Origin of the sequence: Burkholderia puraquae (assembly GCF_002099195.1) — a bacterium.
In the GTDB taxonomy this organism is placed as follows: Bacteria; Pseudomonadota; Gammaproteobacteria; order Burkholderiales; family Burkholderiaceae; genus Burkholderia; species Burkholderia puraquae.
Window position 1 is genome coordinate 22,589 of sequence record NZ_NBYX01000009.1, and the last position, 21,807, is coordinate 44,395.

Annotated in this window: 18 protein-coding genes; 12 read left to right on the forward strand and 6 right to left on the reverse strand. The window is 65.4% G+C overall.

Annotation, left to right across the window (positions count from 1 at the left end):
* Positions 1-135 precede the first annotated feature (135 nt).
* Entirely contained in the window at positions 136-897 is a 762-nt protein-coding gene (locus tag B7G54_RS18455; protein ID WP_085040386.1) for a FadR/GntR family transcriptional regulator, read from the forward strand.
* Between the two features lie 134 nt (positions 898-1,031).
* Here the strand turns inward: B7G54_RS18455 and B7G54_RS18460 are convergent, their stop codons facing one another.
* From B7G54_RS18460 to pdxY, 3 genes are all read right to left on the reverse strand, one after another.
* On the reverse strand, positions 1,032-2,180 hold the full coding sequence (locus tag B7G54_RS18460; RefSeq protein WP_085040387.1) for a branched-chain amino acid ABC transporter substrate-binding protein: 1,149 nt from the start codon (positions 2,178-2,180) through the stop codon (positions 1,032-1,034).
* Positions 2,181-2,548: 368 nt separating this feature from the next.
* On the reverse strand, positions 2,549-4,693 hold the full coding sequence (locus tag B7G54_RS18465) for a phosphocholine-specific phospholipase C (RefSeq protein ID WP_085040388.1): 2,145 nt from the start codon (positions 4,691-4,693) through the stop codon (positions 2,549-2,551).
* 280 nt (positions 4,694-4,973) lie between these two features.
* Positions 4,974-5,834, reverse strand: coding sequence for a pyridoxal kinase PdxY (gene pdxY / locus B7G54_RS18470; RefSeq protein WP_085040389.1), 861 nt, complete (start codon positions 5,832-5,834; stop codon positions 4,974-4,976).
* 173 nt (positions 5,835-6,007) lie between these two features.
* Here pdxY and B7G54_RS18475 point away from each other — a divergent pair, with 173 nt between their 5' ends.
* A complete protein-coding gene (locus tag B7G54_RS18475) occupies positions 6,008-7,069 on the forward strand; it encodes an alpha/beta fold hydrolase (protein WP_085040390.1) in 1,062 nt (353 codons plus the stop codon).
* 36 nt (positions 7,070-7,105) lie between these two features.
* On the opposite strand, the gene B7G54_RS18480 is transcribed toward B7G54_RS18475, so the two are convergent.
* The gene (locus B7G54_RS18480) at positions 7,106-8,104 is read right to left on the reverse strand and encodes an LLM class flavin-dependent oxidoreductase (RefSeq protein WP_085040391.1); all 999 of its coding nucleotides are present in this window, start codon (positions 8,102-8,104) and stop codon (positions 7,106-7,108) included.
* Positions 8,105-8,741: 637 nt separating this feature from the next.
* Between B7G54_RS18480 and hpnI the strand changes: the two genes are divergently transcribed.
* The 9 genes from hpnI to B7G54_RS18525 all read left to right on the forward strand — a co-directional run bounded on the left by hpnI (position 8,742) and on the right by B7G54_RS18525 (position 17,626).
* Positions 8,742-9,917, forward strand: coding sequence for a bacteriohopanetetrol glucosamine biosynthesis glycosyltransferase HpnI (gene hpnI / locus B7G54_RS18485; RefSeq protein WP_085040392.1), 1,176 nt, complete (start codon positions 8,742-8,744; stop codon positions 9,915-9,917).
* Positions 9,918-10,052: 135 nt separating this feature from the next.
* Positions 10,053-11,495, forward strand: a complete 1,443-nt coding sequence (hpnJ, locus tag B7G54_RS18490; protein ID WP_341866386.1) for a hopanoid biosynthesis associated radical SAM protein HpnJ — start codon at positions 10,053-10,055, stop codon at positions 11,493-11,495.
* A gap of 3 nt (positions 11,496-11,498) precedes the next feature.
* Positions 11,499-12,383 carry a hopanoid biosynthesis-associated protein HpnK gene (hpnK, locus tag B7G54_RS18495; protein ID WP_085040394.1) on the forward strand — a complete coding sequence of 295 codons (885 nt, stop codon included), beginning with the start codon at positions 11,499-11,501 and terminating at the stop codon, positions 12,381-12,383.
* Positions 12,380-13,423 carry a lysylphosphatidylglycerol synthase domain-containing protein gene (locus B7G54_RS18500; protein WP_085040395.1) on the forward strand — a complete coding sequence of 348 codons (1,044 nt, stop codon included), beginning with the start codon at positions 12,380-12,382 and terminating at the stop codon, positions 13,421-13,423. The genes hpnK and B7G54_RS18500 overlap by 4 nt, the downstream gene beginning before the upstream one ends.
* 87 nt (positions 13,424-13,510) lie before the next feature.
* The gene (locus B7G54_RS18505; RefSeq protein WP_043182057.1) at positions 13,511-14,068 is read left to right on the forward strand and encodes a lipoprotein; all 558 of its coding nucleotides are present in this window, start codon (positions 13,511-13,513) and stop codon (positions 14,066-14,068) included.
* A 276-nt stretch (positions 14,069-14,344) separates the two neighbouring features.
* Positions 14,345-15,034, forward strand: a complete 690-nt coding sequence (locus tag B7G54_RS18510; RefSeq protein ID WP_085040396.1) for an ABC transporter permease — start codon at positions 14,345-14,347, stop codon at positions 15,032-15,034.
* A complete protein-coding gene (locus tag B7G54_RS18515) occupies positions 15,031-15,744 on the forward strand; it encodes an ABC transporter permease (RefSeq protein WP_043182061.1) in 714 nt (237 codons plus the stop codon). Before B7G54_RS18510 ends, B7G54_RS18515 begins: the two co-directional genes overlap by 4 nt.
* Positions 15,745-15,765: 21 nt before the next feature.
* Entirely contained in the window at positions 15,766-16,560 is a 795-nt protein-coding gene (locus B7G54_RS18520; protein WP_085040397.1) for an ABC transporter ATP-binding protein, read from the forward strand.
* A 22-nt stretch (positions 16,561-16,582) separates the two neighbouring features.
* On the forward strand, positions 16,583-17,626 hold the full coding sequence (locus tag B7G54_RS18525; protein WP_011351458.1) for a GlxA family transcriptional regulator: 1,044 nt from the start codon (positions 16,583-16,585) through the stop codon (positions 17,624-17,626).
* Between the two features lie 1,073 nt (positions 17,627-18,699).
* Here B7G54_RS18525 and B7G54_RS18540 read toward each other — a convergent pair.
* Together B7G54_RS18540 and B7G54_RS18545 are read right to left on the reverse strand one after the other, a co-directional pair.
* Positions 18,700-19,332 (reverse strand): type VI secretion system amidase effector protein Tae4, encoded by a 633-nt coding sequence (locus B7G54_RS18540; RefSeq protein WP_085040400.1) that lies wholly within the window; start codon positions 19,330-19,332, stop codon positions 18,700-18,702.
* Entirely contained in the window at positions 19,325-19,858 is a 534-nt protein-coding gene (locus tag B7G54_RS18545) for a PAAR domain-containing protein (protein ID WP_425266506.1), read from the reverse strand. The genes B7G54_RS18540 and B7G54_RS18545 overlap by 8 nt, the downstream gene beginning before the upstream one ends.
* A 696-nt stretch (positions 19,859-20,554) precedes the next feature.
* Between B7G54_RS18545 and B7G54_RS18550 the strand changes: the two genes are divergently transcribed.
* Positions 20,555-21,787 (forward strand): aspartate aminotransferase family protein, encoded by a 1,233-nt coding sequence (locus B7G54_RS18550; RefSeq protein WP_085040401.1) that lies wholly within the window; start codon positions 20,555-20,557, stop codon positions 21,785-21,787.
* Positions 21,788-21,807: the final 20 nt, after the last annotated feature.

A 21,807-nucleotide genomic window follows, 5' to 3' on the forward strand; every position in this document is an offset into this window, starting at 1 on the left:
GTCGACAGGAGATCCGTGCTTTGATCATCAGTCGTCGGATGACTTGTGACGCAGTATAATGAATCATCGGCTTTCGCTCAAACCCCGCGTAAACCCTCGGCTCACATTACGATCATTCAAAAAGGAACCGGCCTCATGTCCGTGCCTACGCTTCCCGCAGCGCCGCGCCGTCGCGCACGCAGCCTCGCACAAGATGTCGTCGACGCGCTGACCGCGCAGATCGAAAACGGCACGCTGCGTCCCGGCGACAAGCTGCCGACCGAAACCGAAGTCATGGCGGCGCAGGGCGTGAGCCGCACGGTCGTGCGCGAGGCGATCTCGCGGATGCAGGCGAGCGGTCTCGTCGAGACGCGCCACGGCATCGGCAGCTTCGTGCTGGAGCCGTCGCGCCGCCGGACGCTCGGCATCGACCCGGCGACGATCACGACGCTGCGCGACGTGCTCGCGGTGCTGGAGCTGCGCATCAGCCTCGAGAGCGAATGCGCGAGCCTCGCCGCGCAGCGCGCGAACGATACCGACCTGGCCGCGCTGCGGCGCGCGCTCGACGCGATCGCATCGGGGGCGGGCGGCGGGCGCGACACCGCGCAGCTCGACTTCCAGTTCCACCTGCAGATCGCGCAGTCCACCGGCAACCGCTATTTCGTCGACATCATGACGCAGCTCGGCACGTCGATCATCCCGCGCACGCGCGTGAATTCGGCCCGCTTTGCCGGCGACGATCTCGAACGGTACGTCGGCCGGCTGAACCACGAGCACGAGGATATCTACGAGGCGATCGCGCGCCACGACCCGGAGGCTGCACGCGCCGCGATGCGCACGCACCTCACCAACAGCCGCGAGCGGCTGCGCCGCGCGCACGAGGCGGCCGAGGCCGAGCGCGACACGCAGGCCAGCTGACGCGCCGGGCGCCGCGGCCCGTCGTGCCGCCGGCCGGTCGAATCGTCAACATCAGTCGTCATACAAGATCGGTATCCCTTCATCGATCACCGGGGCCGGGCGGCGTTTCCGCCGCCGGCCGCCGGCACCGCCGATCAGCCTCCCTTCGTCGTGATCGTCTTCCACGCGCCGCTCTTCACCTGGTACAGCGTCGACATCCCGCTCTTCAGCGAGCCGTCGTTCGCGAACGAAATGCGGCCGGTGACGCCTTCGAAGTCGATCTTCTTCAGCGCCGGGCGATAGACCTTCGGGTCGATCGAGCCGGCTGCCTGCATCGCCTTGATCGCCGCCCAGGCCGCGTCGTAGCCGAACTGCGCGTACGACAGCACGTCGACGCCGAAGCGCTTCTTGAAGCGCTGTTCGAAATCCTTCCCTTGCGGCAGCTCGTCAAGCGGCCGGCCATATTCCCACGCCATCGCGCCTTCGGCGGCGGAGCCCGCGATCTTGATGAACTCGTTGTCCTTCACGCCGCCGCCGCCGACGAACTGCGCGTTCAGCCCGAGCTGGCGCATCTGCTTGATGAAGTTCGCGGCGAGCGAATCGAGGCCGCCGAAGAAGATCAGGTCGGGGTTCTTGGCCTTCAGGCTCGTGATCTGCGCGCGGAAGTCGACCGCCTGGTTGCTGGTGAACTCGCGGCCGATGAGGTTGCCGCCCGCAGCCTTCACGGCCTTCTCGAACTCGTCGGCCTCGCCTTGGCCAAACGCGGTGCGGTCGTCGATGATCGCGATGCGCTTCGCCTTCGTCACGTCGACCGCGTACTTGCCCGCGTTGCCGGCGTTCTGACCGTCGGTCGCGATCACCATGAACATGTTCGCGAGCCCGCGCGCCGTGAGCGTCGGGTTGGTCGCGGCCGGATCGATCACCGGGATGCCGGCCTTGTCGTAGACGACCGAGGCCGGAATCGTCGTCCCCGAGTTGAAGTGGCCGACCACGACCGACACGTTCTGGTCGACGAGCGCCTGCGCGGCCTGCACGCCGATGCGCGGGTCGGCCTGGTCGTCCTGCACGACGAGATTGAAGTGGGCAGGCTTGCCGGCGATCTGCACCTTCTGCGCGGCCGCATCGTCGAGCGCGAGCTGCACGCCGTTCTGCAGATCCTTGCCGTAGCCGGCGTTCACGCCCGTGAGCGGTGCGGCGAAGCCGACCTTCACGTCGGTTGCGTCGGCCGCCTGGGCGGCCTGTTGCGAGAGGAGGGCAAGCGCGGATGCAATGGACACCGACAGCAGGGAATGACGGAATTTCATGTTGTTCCTCTTGTTCGACACCGGCGAGTGGGTACAGCGCGCGCCTGGGCGGGCCGGGCGCGTGCGACGGGCGGGCGGTTCGACCGCTTCTCGGAATCGGGCGGGGAGGTCGGCATCGTGATCCTCGGAAACATCTCCCGTCAGGCTCCGCGAAGAGCCCCGATTGCTTCGATATATAGGTCGCCGATATGCGCGGGTCTTGGAAATTTGTCGCGCATTCGATGCGGATTTGCGCATAGCTTCCGCGCGAGCGGCGGTGGCCGGTATCGGGAGTTTCCCGTCGCGAACGGAACGGGCGGAGAGAAGGGGGCGGTGTGGGGCAAAAACGCGGCGCGGCCCGCCGGGGCCGCACCGCGCGTGGGTCGACGTCAGTCGGACAGCGCGTCCGATGCGGCTTCGGCGTCGTCGTGCGACGCGTGCGTGCGGATCAGCGGGTCGCTGGTGCTCGGGCGGCCCGTTTCGACGTGGCCCGCGAAACGGCGCAGGAAGCCGAGCAGCCGGCCGTCGCTGACGGTCAGGTCGTACCAGCCGTGGCTGCCGCGCAGATCCCAGTAGTCGTCGATCTGCTGGCCCGGCGCGAGGTCGAACGTGCGCGCGCGGCCGTGGCCGTACGCGTTCGTGACCTTGAGCCGCACGGCCTTGTGGCCGCGGTTCATCAGGCGCAGCGTGATGTTGCCGTTCGCGACGTCGTAGCCGTAGATCACCTCGGGGTTCACGTTCGCGCTGCCGACGCCGGTCGCGAACGGGCCGCGGAAATGGCAGTAGAAGCCGTTCGGGCCGTACACGTCGAGGTCGTACAGGCCGAGTGACGCCGCGGCGCTCCACGTGTCGGCGATCCGCTTGCCGGCTTCGACCGTGTACGCCCACGGGCCGTCGAGGCGATTGCGCGACTGCACCTGGAACGCGACGCCCGCCCGGCCCGTGTTCGCGAAGGTCAGCCGGAACAGGCCGTTTACCGATTCGACGCGGCCGTGCACGAACAGCTCGTACGGCAGCGCGCGCGCCGGCCGCAGCCCGGCCTCCTGCTTCGGCAGCTTCTGCAGCACCGGCGGCACGGGGATGTAGTCGGGATGGCGCAGGCGGTCGGGCGGCGCATAGCCGCTCGTGTCCGGCAGCGTCGGCCAGCCGGCGTCGGCCGTCGCGAAATCGAACGCGGCGGTCAGGTCGCCGCACACCGTGCGGCGCCACGGCGAGATGTTGCCTGCCTTGACCGGATACTGCGCACCGAACCGCGCCTCGATGAATTGCAGCAGCGACGTGTGATCGAAGGTCTGCGAGCAGACCCAGCCGCCCTTCGTCCACGGCGACACGACGAGCATCGGCACGCGCGGCCCGAGCCCGTACGGGCCGGCCATGTGCGATGCGTCGCCGGGGAATACCTCGTTGGTCGTCGCGACCGTCGACAGCCCGTTGTCGCGCGACTGCGGCGCGAACGGCGGCTGCACGTGGTCGAAGAAGCCGTCGTTCTCGTCGTACGTGATGAAGAGCGCGGTCTTGCTCCATACGTCCGGATTCGACACGAGCGCCTTCAGCACCTGCTCGATGTACCACGCGCCGTAGTTCGCCGGCCAGTTCGGATGCTCGGAATACGCTTCCGGCGCGCAGATCCACGACACCTGCGGCAGCGTGCCGTTCTTCACGTCCTGCTGCAGCACGTCGAACAGCGTGCCGCCCGCGCTGATGTTGGTGCCGGTGCGCGCCTTGTCGTACAGCGGCGTGCCGGGCAGTGCGGTGCGGTACTGGTTGAAATAGAGCAGCGAGTTGTCGCCGTAGTTGCCGATGTACGGGTTCTGCGTCCAGCCCCACGAGCCGTTCGCGTCGAGCCCCGTGCCGACGTCCTGGTAGATCTTCCACGACACGCCGGCGCTCTCCAGCACTTCCGGATAGGTCGTCCAGCCGTAGCCCTTTTCCTCGTTGCCGAGCACCGGGCCGCCGCCCGTGCCGTCGTTGCCGACGTAGCCCGTCCACATGTAATAGCGGTTCGGGTCGGTCGAGCTCGGGATCGCGCAGTGGTACGCGTCGCAGATCGTGAACGCATCGGCGAGCTGGTAATGGAACGGGATGTCGTCGCGCTTCAGGTATGCCATCGTCGTGGTGCCCTTGTTCGGCACCCACTGGTCGTAGCGGCCCTTGTTCCACGCGGCGTGCATGTCCTGCCAGCCGTGCGGCAGGTCCTGCAGGAACTGCAGGCCGAGCTTGTCGGCGCCGGGATGGAACGGCAGCAGCTCGGCCGGGCCGACCGGCTGGTGGAACACCGACTTGCCGTTCGCGAGGCGCAGCGGGCGCGGGTCACCAAAGCCGCGGACACCGCGCATCGTGCCGAAGTAGTGGTCGAACGAGCGGTTCTCCTGCATCAGGATCACGATGTGTTCGATATCGCGGATGGTGCCGGTGCGGCGGTTCGCGGGAATCGCAAGCGCATCGCGGATCACGGGCGGGAACAGGTTCAGCGCGGCGGCGCCGGCGGTGCCGGCAGCGACGCGCAGGAAGTCACGACGGTTCGATCGGGTCATGGTCGTTATCGTGCGGTAAAGGAGGGAGCCGATTGGCGGGACCTGCTGGAAGGGCGCGCCCCGGTTGCAGGATGCGGCTGCGCCGGGTCGTGCCGCCGCGAGCATAGCGAGGAATCGGTGTCATTCATGTGAAGTCCGGAAACGTTTGCATCCGCATTGCAGCGATTTCGAAGCGGCGTCGGGACACATATCGCCAGCGGTCGCGGTGCGGCAGGGGTGGGACGGAACAGCGATGCGGCGCGGGATGCACGCCGGTGAAGCGGAAGGCGATGCCGGCGCGTCAGGCGTCCGTCACCCACGCGCCGAACCATTCGCTCGGGCGCGCGATTTCGTCCTGCGCAGCGACGAGTTCAAGCTCGTAGCGGCGCGCATCGTAGGTGGCCTTCACGACCGCATGCACGGCAGCGAGCGTGTGCTCGAACGCGGCGCGCACGGAGTCGCCGCGCAGCCGGCATGCGACGAAGATCGCGCTGGTCAGGTCGCCGACGCCGACCGGATGGCGTGGAAACGCGTAAAGCGGGCGCTGGCCGATCCACGCTTCGGTTTCGGTGACGGCGAGCATGTTGAAACGGTCGGCCGGGCTGTTGCGGTCGTGCAGGTGCTTGACGAGGATGATCTGCGGGCCGCGGCGGATCAGCGCGCGGCAGGCTTCGACGGCTTCGGCGACGGTTTCGATACGCCGCCCGGCGAGCTTCTGCAGTTCGGTATGGTTCGGCGACATGCCGTCCGCGAGCGCCGGCATCTCCTGGACGATGAATTCCTCGACGCCGGGCTCGGGCCGGATGCCGCCCGTCTGGCCCATCGCCGGATCGCAGAAGTACCACGCGTTCGGGTTCATCGCCTTCACCGAGCGGACGATCTCGACGGCCGCGCGCGCTTGCGGCGGCGAACCGAGGAAGCCGGACAGCACGGCGTCGCAGCGCTTGAGCGCGCCGATCGCGGCGATGCCGTCGACGAGCTGCTCCATCTTCGCGGCATCGATCGCGCTGCCGGCCCAGTGGCCGTACTGCATGTGATTCGACAACTGGACGGTATTGAGCGGCCAGACGTTGACGCCGAGGCGCTGCATCGGGAACACGGCCGCACTGTTGCCGGCATGGCCGTAGATGACGTGCGACTGAATGCTGAGGACGTTTTTCATGGGAATCGCCTGCACGCGTTTCAGGGTCACGTCACACGATACCCGAGTTCGTCGCGCGCGCGGAAGTCGCGCGGCTCAGGAGTGTTGCGCGCCGTCGTCAGCGCGACCGCGTAGAATCGCGGGGCGCGAGGCGGCCCGGCTGCCCGCGTGCGTCTCCAATCACCGTGATCGCCATGCTTTCGATTCGCAAGATGTTGTTTGCCGCGCGCGCCGCCGTGCTCGGCGCGGGCGTCGCCGCCGCGTGCGCCATGCCTGCCATGGCGGCCGCCGCGTCGCCCGCCGGCAACGACGGGCCCGTGTACGGCCCGCGCCTGGAAGGGTTCGGCTATCCGGCGCCCGTGCATGTGTACACGTTCGTGTCGCAGCGCGAAACCCTCGAGATGGCCTACCTCGACGTTCAGCCGGCGCACCCGAACGGGCGCACCGTCGTGCTGCTGCACGGGAAGAACTTCTGCGCGGCGACCTGGGAGGATACGATCGGCGTGCTGAGCCGCGCGGGCTATCGCGTGATCGCGCCGGACCAGATCGGTTTCTGCAAGTCTTCGAAGCCCGATCGCTACCAGTACACCTTCCAGCAACTGGCGCGCAACACGCATGCGCTGCTCGAATCGGTGGGAGTGAAGTCGGCGACGATCGTCGGCCATTCGACGGGCGGGATGCTCGCGATGCGCTACGCGCTGATGTATCCGAAGGCGACCGAGCAGCTCGTGCTCGTGAACCCGATCGGCCTCGAGGACTGGAAGGCGCTCGGCGTGCCGCCGCTGCCGGTCGACTACTGGTATGCACGCGAACTGAAGACCACGGCCGACGGCATTCGCCGCTACGAGCAGGGCACGTACTACGCGGGCAAGTGGTCGCCGTCGTACGAGCGTTGGGTGCAGATGCTGGCCGGGATGTACCGCGGCGCCGGGCGCGACGCGGTCGCGTGGAATTCCGCGCTGATCTACGACATGATCCTCACGCAGCCGGTGGTCTATGAACTCGGCGCGATCCGCGTGCCGACGCTGCTCATGATCGGCGACAAGGACACGACCGCGATCGGCAAGGACGTCTCGCCGCCCGACGTGCATGCGAAGCTCGGCCGCTATCCGGAACTCGCGAAGCGCACGCAGGCCGCGATCCCCGGCGCGCAGCTCGTCGAATTCCCGACGCTCGGGCACGCGCCGCAGATCCAGGACCCGGACGCGTTCCACAAGGCGCTGCTCGACGGGCTGGACGCCGTGCACCCGCAGTGACGCGGGGCCGGCCGCAGGCGGCCCGGGCGCGTGCCGTCAGCGCGTTTCGCTCGCGAGTTCGTCGCGGATCTGCGCGGTCAATTCGAACGAGCGCAACCGTGCCGCGTGATCGTAGATCTGTGCAGTGACGATCAGCTCGTCGGCCCCCGTCTGCGCAATGCGGTCGCGCAGCTTGTCGCGCACCGTGTCGCGCGAACCGACCGCCGCGAACGACAGCGAATGCGCGACGGTCGCGAGCTCGAGCTCGTTCGCCTCGAGCGCGTCAACGGGCGGCGGCAGCTTGCCCGGCGTGCCGCGCCGCAGGTTGATGAACTGCTGCTGCAGCGACGTGAACAGGCGCCGCGCCTCGTCGTCGGTATCCGCGACGAACACGTTGACGCCCACCATCGCATGCGGCTTCGGCCATGCGGCCGACGGCCGGTATTGCGCACGATAGATCTCGAGCGCGCGCATCAGGTAATCCGGCGCGAAGTGCGACGCGAACGCGAACGGCAGCCCGAGCATCGCGGCGAGCTGGGCGCTGAACAGGCTCGAACCGAGCAGCCACACCGGCACGTCGAGCCCTGCCCCGGGTACCGCGCGCACACGCTGGCCGGGCACCGGCTCCGCGAAGTAGCGCTGCAGCTCGGCGACATCATCCGGAAACGAGTCGGCGCTGCCGATCAGGTCGCGGCGCAGCGCGCGCGACGTGGTCTGGTCGGTGCCGGGCGCACGGCCGAGCCCGAGGTCGATGCGCCCCGGATACAGCGACGCGAGCGTGCCGAACTGTTCGGCGATCACGAGCGGCGCATGGTTCGGCAGCATGATGCCGCCCGAGCCGACCCGGATCGTCTGCGTGGCGCCCGCGACGTGGCCGATCACGACGGCCGTTGCCGCGCTCGCGATGCCGGGCATGTTGTGATGCTCGGCGAGCCAGTAGCGCCGGTAACCCCAGCGTTCCGCGTGTTGCGCCAAATCGACGGTGTTGCGGAATGCCTGGGAGGCGTCGGCGCCGGCCGGAATGGGGGCGAGATCGAGTACGGAAAACGGAGTCATCGGTTGGCCTTCGAACGGGGGAGCGGGATGATGCACTTACGCAACAAATGCCAAGGATTTTGCCAAAGGGTTCCGGAACGTGCTGGAGGCGGTCCGATACCCATGCGCCTTTCAGGGATGCAGGGTCGCATTTGGCGATCGTTGCGGAAATCCATCTAATCGATGATTAATTACCAATCTTTACGGTGATTGGATGTGAATCCGCATCGACCTACAAATTTGCACGAAACGTCTGATTTTCAAGACTGCAATACGCCTGCAAACCGCTTACGCTAATGTAAACGCGGGGGTACCCAAATGGTTCGCCGACTGCGCAGCTTTGCCGGAATTGCACTAGTCCGTTTCTCGTAGTGCCGAGCGCGGGGTGCTGCAGGCTGCTAAAATCCGGCGCCTGCCCATGTTGTGCCGAAGGTGGCCATACGAGTCTTCCCGTATCCCGTCCGGGTGTCGCGCGGAGGTGCACCACGCGAAGCCGGGCTGGCCGAACCCGAAGGATGGGGCGGCCTCCCTCATATACAGACGCTGCTGGAACAAGGAGTCGGGTCGTGCCCGCGTTCGTCGTCGTCGGAATACCGAATCACGCTCAATCACGCTCAAGTGTTCTCCATGGCGTTCAGGTCGCCGGGAGGCGTCGCGCATGACGGCAACCGCAACGATGCTCGACTGGCTGCTGATCGTCTTTACGCTGGCCGCGGCCGGCTACGCGCTCGTCGCCGCGTTCGCGCCGCGGCCGCGTACGCCGCGCACGGCGGTGCGCGACGGCTTCGAGCCGGTCAGCGTGCTCAAGCCGCTATGCGGCGCGGAGCCGCACCTGTACGAAAACCTCGCGACGTTCTGCGAGCAGCGCCATCCGCGTCATGAAGTGCTGTTCGGCGTCGCGTCGGCGGCCGATCCGGCCATCGCCGTGGTCGAGCGGCTGCGCGCCGATTATCCCGAGTGCGACATCACGCTCGTGATCGACACGCGCGTGCACGGCAAGAACCTGAAGGTCAGCAACCTGATCAATCTCGCCGAACGCGCGAAATACGGCCGCATCGTGATCGCGGACAGCGACATCGCGGTGAAGCCCGACTATCTGGAGCGCGTGACGGCACCCCTTGCCGACGTGTCGGTTGGTGTCGTCACGTGCCTGTATCATGCGCGCAGCGTCGGCGGGTTCTGGACGCGGATCGGCGCGCAGTTCGTCGACGCATGGTTCGCGCCGTCGGTCCGGATCACGCACCTCGGCCGCTCGAGCCGCTTCGGCTTCGGCGCGACGCTCGCGCTGACGCGCGACACGCTCGACCGGATCGGCGGCTTTCCCGCGCTGAAGGACGAGCTGGCCGACGATTTCTGGCTGGCCGAACTGCCGCGCCGCCTCGGGCGACGCACCGTGCTGTCGGAGGTCGAGGTCGCGACCGACGTGATCGAGCCGTCGTTCGGGCCGCTGTGGCACCGCGAGACGCGCTGGCTGCGCACGATCCGTTCGCTGAACCCGGCCGGCTTCGCGTTCCTGTTCATTACGTTTACCGTGCCGTGGCTCGCGATCGGCGCGGCGCTTGCGCTGCGTCTCGACGGCACTTTCGCCGGCTCGCTGGCGGGCTGGGCAGCCGTGGTGGGTGCGTTCGGGCGGCTCGTGCTGCACGCGCGCGGCGAGGACGGCTGGCGCGCATTCTGGCGCGACCTGCCGCTCGTCGCGGTGCGCGACACGCTGCTCGCGCTCGAATGGCTCGCGGCCGTGTTCGGCACGCACGTCGTGTGGCGCGGCGCGAGGATGACGGTCGTCGGTGGCGAACGCGCGACGGCGGCCGTGGAAGCAGTGGACGGCCGCTAGGCCGTTCCGACCGAACCCGGCCCGAGGGCCGAGACGCGCAGCGCGGCAGGGCCGCGCGGCGCGACATGACAGAGAGGCGGGCGCCGGCAGGGCGGCCCGCGGTTTTTTGACTGAATCGTTGTGACGAATCGAACTATGCAGGCTACCGGAGCATTCATGAAAACGCTGTTCTTGCAGGCCCCTTCGTATGACGGCTTCGACGGCGGAGCCGGCTCGCGCTATCAGGCGAAGCGCGAAATCCGTTCCTTCTGGTATCCGACGTGGCTCGCGCAGCCGGCCGCGCTCGTGCCGGGCAGCCGCGTCGTCGACGCACCGGCCGACGGCCTGTCGGTCGAGGAAACGCTGAAGATCGCCAACGACTACGACCTCGTGATCATCCACACGAGCACGCCGTCGTTCCCGACCGACGCGATGTTCGCGCAGGACCTGAAGAAGATGAAGCCGTCGATGCTGGTCGGCATGGTGGGCGCGAAGGTGATGGTCGATCCGCACAACTCGCTCACGGCGAGCGAGGCAATCGACTTCGTGTGCCGCGAGGAATTCGACTACACCTGCAAGGAAATCGCCGAAGGCAGGCCGTTCCCCGAGATCAAGGGCCTGAGCTGGCGCGCGAAGGACGGCTCGATCGAGCACAACGAAGCGCGTCCGATCCTCGAGAACATGGACGAACTGCCGTTCGTCGCGCCCGTCTACAAGCGCGACCTGAAGATCGACAACTACTTCATCGGCTACCTGAACTATCCGTACGTATCGATCTACACGGGCCGCGGCTGCAAGTCGCGCTGCACGTTCTGCCTGTGGCCGCAGACGGTCAGCGGCCATCGCTACCGCACGCGCTCGGTCGAGAACGTGCTCGCGGAAGCGAAGTGGATCCGCGACAACATGCCGGAAGTGAAGGAACTGATGTTCGACGACGACACCTTCACCGACGACCTGCCGCGCGCCGAAGCCATTGCCATCGGCCTGGGCAAGCTCGGCATGACGTGGTCGTGCAACGCGAAGGCCAACGTGCCGTACAAGTCGCTGAAGATCATGAAGGAAAACGGCCTGCGCCTGCTGCTGGTCGGCTTCGAATCCGGCGACGACCAGATCCTCGTGAACATCAAGAAGGGCGTGCGCACCGATTTCGCACGCCGCTTCAGCGCGGACTGCAAGAAGCTCGGCATCAAGATCCACGGCACCTTCATCCTCGGCCTGCCGGGCGAGACGCAGGAGACCATCAAGAAGACGATCGAGTACGCGAAGGAAATCAATCCGCACACGATCCAGGTGTCGCTCGCCGCGCCGTACCCGGGCACGACGCTGTACAAGCAGGCCGTCGAAAACGGCTGGATGGAAGAGAACAAGACCATCAACCTGGTGAGCAAGGAAGGCGTGCAGCTCGCGGCGATCGGCTATGCGCACCTGTCGCGCGACGAGATCTATCACCATCTCGAGCAGTTCTATCGCCAGTTCTACTTCCGCCCGTCGAAGATCTGGGAGATCGTGCGCGAGATGCTGACGAGCTGGGACATGATGAAGCGCCGCCTGCGCGAAGGCGTCGAGTTCTTCCGCTTCCTGCGTGCACACGAGGCGTAATCCATGGCGACGCAGCGGGCGGCGCGGGCGCTGATCTTCACCGCGGACGACTTCGGGCTGCACCCGCGCGTCAATGCGGCGGTCGAGCGCGCGCACCGCGACGGCGTGCTGAACGCCGCCAGCCTGATGGTCGGCGCGCCCGCTGCGCAGGATGCGATCGAGCGTGCGCGGCGGCTGCCGTCGCTCGCGGTCGGCCTGCATCTCGTTCTCGCGGACGGGCCGGCCACGCTGCCTGCGCATGAGATTCCCGCGCTCGTCGGCTCCGACGGGCGGTTCGGCGATGCGATGGCGAAGGACGGCTGCCGCTTCTTTTTCCTGCCGCACGTGCGGGCGCAGCTGCGCCGCGAGATTCGCGCGCAGTTCGACGCGTTCGCGGCGAGCGGCCTGCCGCTCGACCACGTGAACGCACACAAGCATTTCCACCTGCATCCGACCGTGCTGTCGCTGATCATCGAGATCGGCCGCGACTACGGGCTGCGCGCGATGCGGCTGCCGTACGAGACGAGCGCGCCCGCGCTGCTCAAGCCGTGGATCGCGCTCGTGCGTGCGCGGCTCGACCGCGCGGGGCTCGCACACAACGACTACGTGGTCGGGATCGAGCATACGGGTGCGATGGACGAGGCCGTGCTGCTCGACGCGCTGACCAAGCTGCCGCCGGGTGTCGGCGAAATCTACTGCCATCCGGCGGAGGCCGGCGACGGCCCGATCACGCCGACGATGGCCGGCTACCGTCCGGTGGACGAACTCGATGCGCTGCTGTCGCCGCGCGTCGCGGCCGCGCTGAAAGCAGCGGGCGTCGCGACCGGCGGCTTTGCCGACGTGTTCGGCCAGCCCGCGGCACGGCGCGGCGCGCAAGCGTCGCGTGCACCGGGAGCGCAGCCGTCATGACCAAGTGGATCAAATGGCTCGGCTGGCCGCTCGGCATCGGCATCCTGCTCGCGCTGGGGCTGCATGAAGGCATCGGCGACGTGTCGCAGATGCTCGCGCGCGCCGGTTACGCGCTGCTGTGGCTCGTGCCGTTCCATGCGCTGCCGCTGCTGCTCGATGCATACGCGTGGCACCTGCTGCTCGACAAGCGCTCGTCGCTGCCGTTCCTGTGGTGGATCGCGACCGTGCGCGAAGCGGTGAACCGGCTGTTGCCGGTGGTCGGGATCGGCGGCGAGCTGGTCGGCATCCGGCTCGCGCGCTGGCAGGTGCCCGACGCGAGCCGCGTGACCGCGTCGGTGATCGTCGAGGTGCTCGTGACGATCGTCGTGCAGTATGCGTTCGCCGCACTCGGCCTCGTGCTGCTGCTCGCGACGACGGACAACATGGGCGGCGGCACGATCGGCCTCGCGCTGCTGCTCACGCTCCCGCTGCCGGTGCTTGGCGTCGTGCTGATGCGCCGCGGCGGGATTTTCCATGCGATCGAGCGTTTCGCGGGCCGCCTGCTCGGCGATTCGCACCGGTTGCTGCAGGGCGTCGACGGCAAGCGGCTCGATGCCGACATCGATGGGCTGATGTCGCGTACGGGCCTGTTGTTCAGCGCATTCTTCTGGCAGCTTGCCGGCTACGTGCTCGGCGCGCTCGAGATCTACTGGGCGCTCGCGCTGCTCGGCCATCCGGTGTCGATCGGCGGCGCGATCGCGATCGAGGCGATGACGCAGGCCGTGCGCCATGCGGCGTTCATGGTGCCGGGCGGCCTCGGCGTGCAGGAGGCGACGGTCGTGCTGCTCGCGCAGATGTTCGGCGTCGACCGCGAGACGGCGCTGTCGCTCGCGCTCGTCAAGCGTGGCCGCGAGGTGCTGTTCGGCTGCCTGGCGCTCGGTTCGTGGCAACTGGCCGAACTCGTGCGCACGCGGCGCCGCATCGGTGAGCTGCCTGCCGCGCCGCGCGCGCCGCAGGCGACGAGTCGCGCGGCCGAGACCGAAACCGAAACGATGCATTGATCACGAGACGGGCCGCGCGCCCGTCTCGCGCTTTTGGCGTCGCGCAGGTATCCTTGCCGCGTGTTTTCTCGACGCGCATTTCTTCCGATGAATTTCCGTTTCCGGCTGCTCCCCGTGACGATGCTGGCCGCCGCGCTGGCGCTGACCGGCTGCGACGACAAGCAAGGCAACCTCGACGTGCAACGTATCAGGGACTTCTTCAACGCGATCAAGCCCGCGCCGCTGCTGCTGAAGGGGCTGAAGGTCGGCGAATCGACCGAGGCCGACGTGCGCGGCACGATGGGCAAGCCCGAGACCGAGCGCGACTTCACCGACGGCTCGAAGCGGCTCGAATACCCGCGCGGCCCGATGGGCAACCAGACGTGGTTCGTCGATCTCGATGCGAATGGCCGCTACACGGGCGCGACCCAGGTGCTGACCGCCGAGAATTTTGCGAAGGTGCGCCCGGGGATGAACGAGGACGAGGTGCGGCGCCTGCTCGGCAAGCCCGGCGACATCGCGCAATATCCGCTCAAGCCCGAGACGGTCTGGAGCTGGCGCTGGCTCGAGGACGGCGTCAACACCGACGCATTCTTCAACGTCCATTTCGGCCCGGACGGGCTTGTCTATACGACTTCGCGCTCCGACATCCTGAAGGGGCGGTAAGCGCAGCCGCAGCCGTCTTCGGCGCTATATCGAAAAAGCGACCGGAAAATTGCAAAAAGTCCGCTTCCCTGCCCGTTATCCGGTTGTCAGGGAGCGGCTTTTTTCCTTTTGAAACAGGGGTGTAGGTCGTAGTCGCAAATGGTGGAGCGAATTGTTGCGACGCAGCAATCGCGTGCAAGGTGATTTGAGGCAATCAATTTCGCTTGCGACTATCCGCGTCAGCCCGGCGCGGGACAGGCATACGCGTCGGCATCCATTCCAACTCTGGAGACGCGCGTGTTCCTTTACGGCTTTGGTCCTGTCCTCTGGGCCGGCACCGTGCAGACCATCGAGCTGTCGGTGCTGTCGCTCGCCACTGCGGTGGCGTTGGGGCTGATCGGCGCGGTGGCGAAGCTGTCGCACAACCGGGCGCTGCGAGCGATCGCGACCGGTTATACGACGCTGATTCGCTCGGTGCCCGATCTCGTCCTGATGCTGCTGTTGTTCTACAGCATCCAGATCTGGCTGAACCAGTTCACCGACCTCGTCGGCTGGGACCAGATCGACATCGACCCGTTCGTGGCCGGTGTGCTGACGCTCGGCTTCATCTACGGCGCGTACTTCACCGAGACGTTCCGCGGCGCGTTCCTGTCGGTGCCGCGCGGCCAGCTCGAGGCCGGCGCGGCTTACGGGATGAGCGGGATGCGCGTGTTCGTCCGGATCATGTTTCCGCAGATGATGCGCTTTGCGCTGCCCGGGATCGGGAACAACTGGCAGGTGCTCGTGAAGGCGACCGCGCTGGTGTCGATCATCGGCCTTGCGGACGTCGTGAAGGCCGCGCAGGACGCCGGCAAGAGCACGTTCAACATGTTCTTCTTCATCCTCGTCGCGGCGCTGATCTATCTCGCGATCACGACCGTTTCCAACCTCGTGCTGATCCAGCTCGAGAAGCGTTATTCCATGGGCGTGCGGCACGCAGAACTATGATCGAGATCCTCCAGGAATTCGGCCAGGCGTTCCTTTACTGGGACGGCCAGCGCCTCTCCGGCCTTGCGGTGACGCTGTGGCTGCTCGTCGCGTCGATTTCGCTCGGCTTCGTGTGCGCGGTGCCGCTCGCGGTCGCGCGCGTGTCGAGGAACAAGTGGGTGTCGACGCCGGTGCGGTTCTACACGTACGTGTTCCGCGGCACGCCGCTCTACGTGCAGTTGCTGCTGCTGTACACGGGCATGTACAGCCTCGAGTTCGTGCGTTCGCACTCGCTGCTCGACGCGTTCTTCCGCAGCGGCTTCAACTGCGCGATTCTCGCGTTCGCGCTGAACACCTGTGCGTACACGACCGAGATCTTCGCGGGGGCGATCCGCGCGATTCCGCACGGCGAGGTCGAGGCGGCGCGTGCGTACGGGATGTCGCCGTTCACGATGTACCGCCGCGTGATCCTGCCGTCGGCGCTGCGCCGCGCGCTGCCGCTGTACAGCAACGAGGTGATCCTGATGCTGCACGCGACGACTGTCGCGTTCACGGCGACCGTGCCGGACATCCTGAAGGTCGCGCGCGACGCGAATTCCGCGACCTACATGGCGTTCCAGTCGTTCGGAATCGCCGCGCTGATCTATCTTGCGGTATCGTTCGCACTCGTCGCGGCGTTTCGCCGCGCGGAGCGCCACTGGCTCGCGTATCTCGCAGCCGCCCGTCATTGAATTCACTTCGAGGAGAGCCAGTTGGCCGAGATCACTCAAACGGGCGCTGCCGCCAAGCTTGCGGCGCTCGACATCCACAAGCGCTACGGTGACAACGAGGTACTCAAGGGCGTATCGCTGAACGCGAAGGCCGGTGACGTCATCAGCATCATCGGCGCGAGCGGCTCGGGCAAGAGCACGTTCCTGCGCTGCATCAATTTTCTCGAGCGGCCGAATGCGGGGCAGATCGTCGTCGACGGCGAGGCCGTGCGCACGAAGACCGACCGCGCCGGCGCGCTCGAAGTCGCCGATCACAAGCAGCTGCAGCGCATCCGTACGAAGCTCGCGATGGTGTTCCAGCACTTCAACCTCTGGGCGCACATGAACGTGCTCGAGAACGTGATGGAAGCGCCCTTGCACGTGCTCGGCATTTCGAAGAAGGAAGCCGAGGAGCGTGCGCGCGAGTATCTGGAGAAAGTCGGTCTCGCGCCGCGCGTCGAGAAGCAGTATCCGTCGCACCTGTCGGGCGGCCAGCAGCAGCGCGTGGCGATTGCGCGGGCGCTGGCGATGCACCCGGACGTGATGCTGTTCGACGAGCCGACGTCGGCGCTCGACCCGGAGCTGGTGGGTGAAGTGCTGAAGGTGATGCAGAAGCTCGCCGAGGAAGGCCGCACGATGATCGTCGTCACGCACGAGATGGGTTTCGCGCGCAACGTGTCGAACCACGTGATGTTCCTGCATCAGGGGCGGACCGAGGAAGAGGGCGATCCGAAGGAGGTGCTGGTACGCCCGCAGAGCGAGCGGCTGAAGCAGTTCCTGTCGGGCAGCCTCAAGTAACGCGACAGGGCAGGTTTCAACCGTGGTACCGGTGTCTCGTCCCGCAGGCGCCACCCGCACGACGCAGGTGGCGATCGTTGCATTGCCGCCCGTGTCGATGTCGGGCGTGGGTCCGATCGTCGATGCGCTGAACCTCGCGAACGAGATCGACGGGCGGCTGCTGTATCGTTGGCAGGTGTGTTCGTGGGACGGGCGGCCCGTGCCGCTCGCCGGCGGTGCGCAGTGGCATGCCGATGCGGCGTTCAACGATGCGATCGCGTGTGACTGGGTGATCGTCGTGTCGGAGCGGTTTCAGCAGTTTGCCGACTATCGGTTGTTTCTCGCGAGTCTCGCGCGGGTCGGGCAGCGCACGCCGATCGTGACCGGGATTCATCATGGCGTGTGGTGGCTTGCGATGGCCGGGCAGCTTTCCGGGTATCGCGTGAGCGTGAACTGGGAGACGTATCAGCAGTTCGCCGAACAGTTCGAGCGGTCGATCGTCACGCAGCAGATCTTCGAGATCGATCGCGATCGAGCCACCTGTGCGGGTGGGCAGGCGACCGTTGACTTCATGCTGGCCATGATTGGCCGGGAGCATGGGCCCGACCTTGCCGAGAGGATCGCCGATGCGCTCGGCGCCGGGACGTTGCGGAGTGGCGAGGAACGCCAACGGATTCCTTTTGTTACCGCGCCCGGTGAGCGGCATCCTCGGTTGAACGATGCTTTGCTGTTGATGGAAGCCAATGTCGAGGATCCATTGACGACCGATGAGATCGCCGAGCTCGTTGGCGTTTCACGCCGGCAACTGGAGCGGCTCTTTCGACAGTATCTCGGGGCGATGCCCTCGAAGTATTACCTCAATCTTCGGTTGCTCAAGGCTCGGACTCAGTTGCAGCGGACCAGCAAGTCTGTCGTTCAAGTTTCTCTCGCCTGTGGGTTTTCTTCTGCCGCGCACTTTTCTAATGCCTACCGTGAGCGGTTTGGCGTTACGCCTCGGGAAGATCGACGGGCGTGGCTCGAGAAGCAGACAGGCGGCGGGAGCGAGCCTCGCGGGGGCGCGCTTGTCGAGCGCGGGGCGAAGGATTGATTTTTTTGGTGGTGCGCTTTTCGTTTGGCGTGAAGCACCTGCGATCGTGTCGGTCTATTAGCGTCGCCCCTGCGCGGGGCGGCGGTTACTTTTCTTTGTCTTGCCAAAGAAAAGTAACCAAAAGAAAGGCGCCCGGATAACGCATGACTTCCCGGTGCCATGGTCCACGAAGTGGCCCTCGCCTAAGTGTCGGCGCCAGGAAAGAACCCGGAGTGGTTCGAGCAATGGTTCTGACACCTCTCACCACCCCACGGAGCGGTATACCGCCCGCTAGCTCCGTCCTCGCTTCGCTCGGCCGACAGGTGCTTCAGCTCGCGAGGTGAGTTCGCGGCTTCTTGCCCGCAGGCGAAGGACAAGTGAACGATGATGGCGCACCCTCGCTACGCACGAGTACGGGCTGCAGTTAGCCAGCAAGACCTATGTACGGTACGACGTACGGCTTGCTATAGAACAGCGCGGCGAGCAACGTTACACCGAAAAATACGCTTCCCCAGCGACAGCCCGCCCAGCGTTTATACGCCACGGCGTTTAATACCGCACATGCGACAGCCGGCCATAGCAGCGTGATGAACATGCCCGCCAGGAACTTCGCGTGAGATGTGCAGTGCTCCATGTCGTTGCTAACCACGCCAGTGAAAATCCGGGTAACGTTGTTGTATTGCCCATGAATGTCGCTTGGTTAGAACCCGGCCTTGCGCCGGGTTTATTTTTCTATCCAAGTGGCTATCTGGCAAGCCATCGGTCGACGAGCCATAGGTAGGGGGCGACGTGAAGCAGTAAATAGATCAGCATGACGAACAATGTAGACGCTGCAAACTTGATGCTCCATCTGCGCAGCGACCAACGCTTATAAGCAAAGACGTTGAGCGTGGCAAAAACGACCGATGGCCATATGACCGTAATGAGCAACGTCGCGATATAAACTGCGTGAGGCGCACAGTGCTCCATGTCACTACAGCCGGCCGATCGTGATTGCAGAGCGTCAGGCCAAGGAATATGGCCGAATACATAGAGGCACGCTGCTGCAACAAGCAAGCCCCACACGACGCCTAGAATAGCGAATGCTATACGTCTCAATTCACCTCCCAGAATAGGATTTCTTTAGATTTCGCGAGGTCCGAAATCACATTCCCGTTTCCCCCGCGAAGCCGCGACAATAGGTCTGGGAACGTTCGCTGACCAAGGCGAAATCGCCAGAACGACGCAAAGGATGGTGTCAGTGTGTCTTGGTTCCACAGGTCGATGTGGCCGCCACTCAGTGCATCGGCTGAGTCGCCGTCCTGACGCCAGTAGCCGAAAAAGTAGATGATACCGGTTCGGTTTTTTACCTTGTCCTGCCAATCTGGACCGGTGATGTTTTCAGGTTTGCCAAGCCCAAGGAATGGGCGAAGCTTCAACCATTCAGCCAGCTCGTAAGCGCGCGTCGCCGTCGCTTTGCCGCCGAGTATCAAGCGGCCCAGAGTCTTCTTGCCAGGCATCGGCTTCAACACGTTTTGAGAAAACGACTTCATGTCGCTGCCGATACTGTGAAACGTAACGCTCATGCGTATCGCGCATTGATTCTCATACTCGCCAGTGGGGTCATCGTAGGGGTCCTTGTTCGGATATACGTTCCAAAGCTCTTGAAAGGACAACGCCTGGAGCTGTACGGATTTCTTTGATTTTGGCGTGTCGTTCGTGCGGACCTTTGTGGAGGGATTAGGCATGGCTTACCCCGCTGTGTTTTTTTGCAATGGCTTCATCGCCCCAATAGACGGTGTAGTTTCCTGATCCGTCGCCGGTGTGGACGCGGGGTAGCTCGCCGCTTGCATCGAGGACTCCAGAATGGATGCGGCCGTCTGTCGTCTCGATGTAATAGGGATAGCCGTCTGGGCCGCCGGAATGACTGCCGCCGCCAGTCTTTACCTCGACCTGTTCGTCGAATGCGCCTTTCTTGACCGACGCGACACCGCCCGTGGTCGTGCGGCTCGAAATGACTTCCCCCAGACCCTTTAGCCGATCCTCACACCAAGCTTCGCCTGCCAGTAACGCGACGATGCTCGGTGGAGTCGAGCAGCCGCACAGAACAATATCGCGATCGAGTGCGACCTCTCCCTGGAACTTGAGTCGATACGGCCCGCCAGCCTTTGCGATGGTGCCCGTGCTTTGACATGCCGTACAGAATGCACTACCGCCGATCAAGGCTGCCTGATGCCCGTGGATCAGGAACGGCGGTCCACTGTACGAGTTGATTTTCCCGCCGCTTGAGAGACTATCGCCACGACCGCAATTCTTCTATTCATTGTTTTGACCCTCTCGGAAAGTAACAATCGTAGTCGCGCCGGGAAAAAGGCCATCTCGATATTGTTTGCGGTGCTCGAGATGGCGCGCGCGGGGTACGTTGTTTGCACATGGGGTGTCGCGCCATTGTGTGCGGTGACTTCCAGAACTGATCGATTGATTCCGTCGTACCAAGGGGCATCCTGGTCGGCCGAGCGAAGCGAGGACGGAGCTAGCGGGCGGTATACCGCTCCGTGGGGTGGTGGAGGGTGTCAGAACCATTGCTCGAACCACTCCGGGTTCTTTCCTGGCGCGGACACTTAGGCGAGGGCCACTTCGTGGACCATGGCACCGGGAAGTCATGCGTTATCCGGGCGCCTTTCTTTTGGTTACTTTTCTTTGGCAAGACAAAGAAAAGTAACCGCCGCCCCGCGCAGGGGCGACGCTAATAGACCGACACGATCACAGGTGCTTCACGTCAAACGAAAAGCGCACCACCCGAAAAGCCCCAAAATACGGCCACCAACCGAAGCCCCCGCCGGGAGGGGGGCAAAATAGACCGAAGAAAGCGCTTCCGATAGAACCCGTCGCAATTCCGCAAGACGCTTGCGTCACCCTTACCTAAACTTGATCCTGTTGAACCCTCTTACGAAACCGAAAGGAACGACCATGACGACCTCGACCGTGACCCGCCAGACATTCGACGAAGTGATGGTGCCGGTATTTTCCCCCGCGCCGTTCGTGCCGGATCGCGCAGAGGGCTCCCGCGTGTGGGACACGGCCGGCCGCGAGTACATCGATTTCGCGTGCGGCATCGCCGTCACGTCGCTCGGCCACGGCCACCCGGAACTGCTGAAGGTCCTGGACGAACAAAGCCGCAAGCTCTGGCACATCGGCAACGGCTACACGAACGAGCCGGTGCTGCGCCTCGCGAAGCGCCTCGAATCGCTGACCTTCGCCGACCGCGCATTCTTCGCGAACTCGGGCGCAGAAGCGAACGAAGCCGCACTGAAGCTCGCACGCCGCGTCGCGTTCGATCGCCACGGCGCCGACAAGGCAGAAATCATCTCGTTCGTGCAGTCGTTCCACGGCCGCACGTTCTTCACGGTCAGCGTCGGCGGCCAGCCGAAGTACTCGGAAGGCTTCGGCCCCGTGCCGGCCGGCATCACGCACCTGCCGTACAACGACATCGAAGCCGCCAAGGCCGCGATCGGCCCGCAAACCTGCGCGGTGATCGTCGAGCCCGTGCAGGGCGAAGGCGGCGTGATCCCGGCCGATCCGGCCTTCCTGAAGGCGCTGCGCGAAGCGTGCGACGCACACGGCGCGCTGCTGATTTTCGACGAAGTGCAGACGGGCGTCGGTCGCACGGGCCAGTTCTACGCGTACATGGACACCGGCGTCACGCCGGACATCCTGACGACCGCGAAGGCGCTCGGCAACGGCTTCCCGATCGGCGCGATGCTGACGACGAACGAACTGGCTGCGCACTTCAAGGTCGGCGTGCACGGCACGACGTACGGCGGCAACCCGCTCGCATCGGCGATCGCCGACAAGGTCGTCGAACTGATCGGCGACCCGGCTCTGCTCGAAGGCGTGCGCGAACGCAGCGTGCGCCTGAAGGGCGCGCTGGAACGCATCAACGCACGTTTCGGCATCTTCAAGGACATCCGCGGCAAGGGCCTGCTGGTCGGCGCCGAACTCACCGCCGCATTCGACGGCCGCGCGAAGGACTTCGTCACCGCCGCCGCCGAGAACGGCCTGATCATGCTGATCGCCGGCCCGAACGTGCTGCGCTTCGTCCCGTCGCTGGTGATCCCGTTCGAGGAACTCGACGAAGGCGTCAAGCGCTTCGAGAAGGCAGTCGAACAAGTGCTCGCCGCACAGGAAGCCACCGCGCGCTGATCGGCGCGCCCATCGCTGAC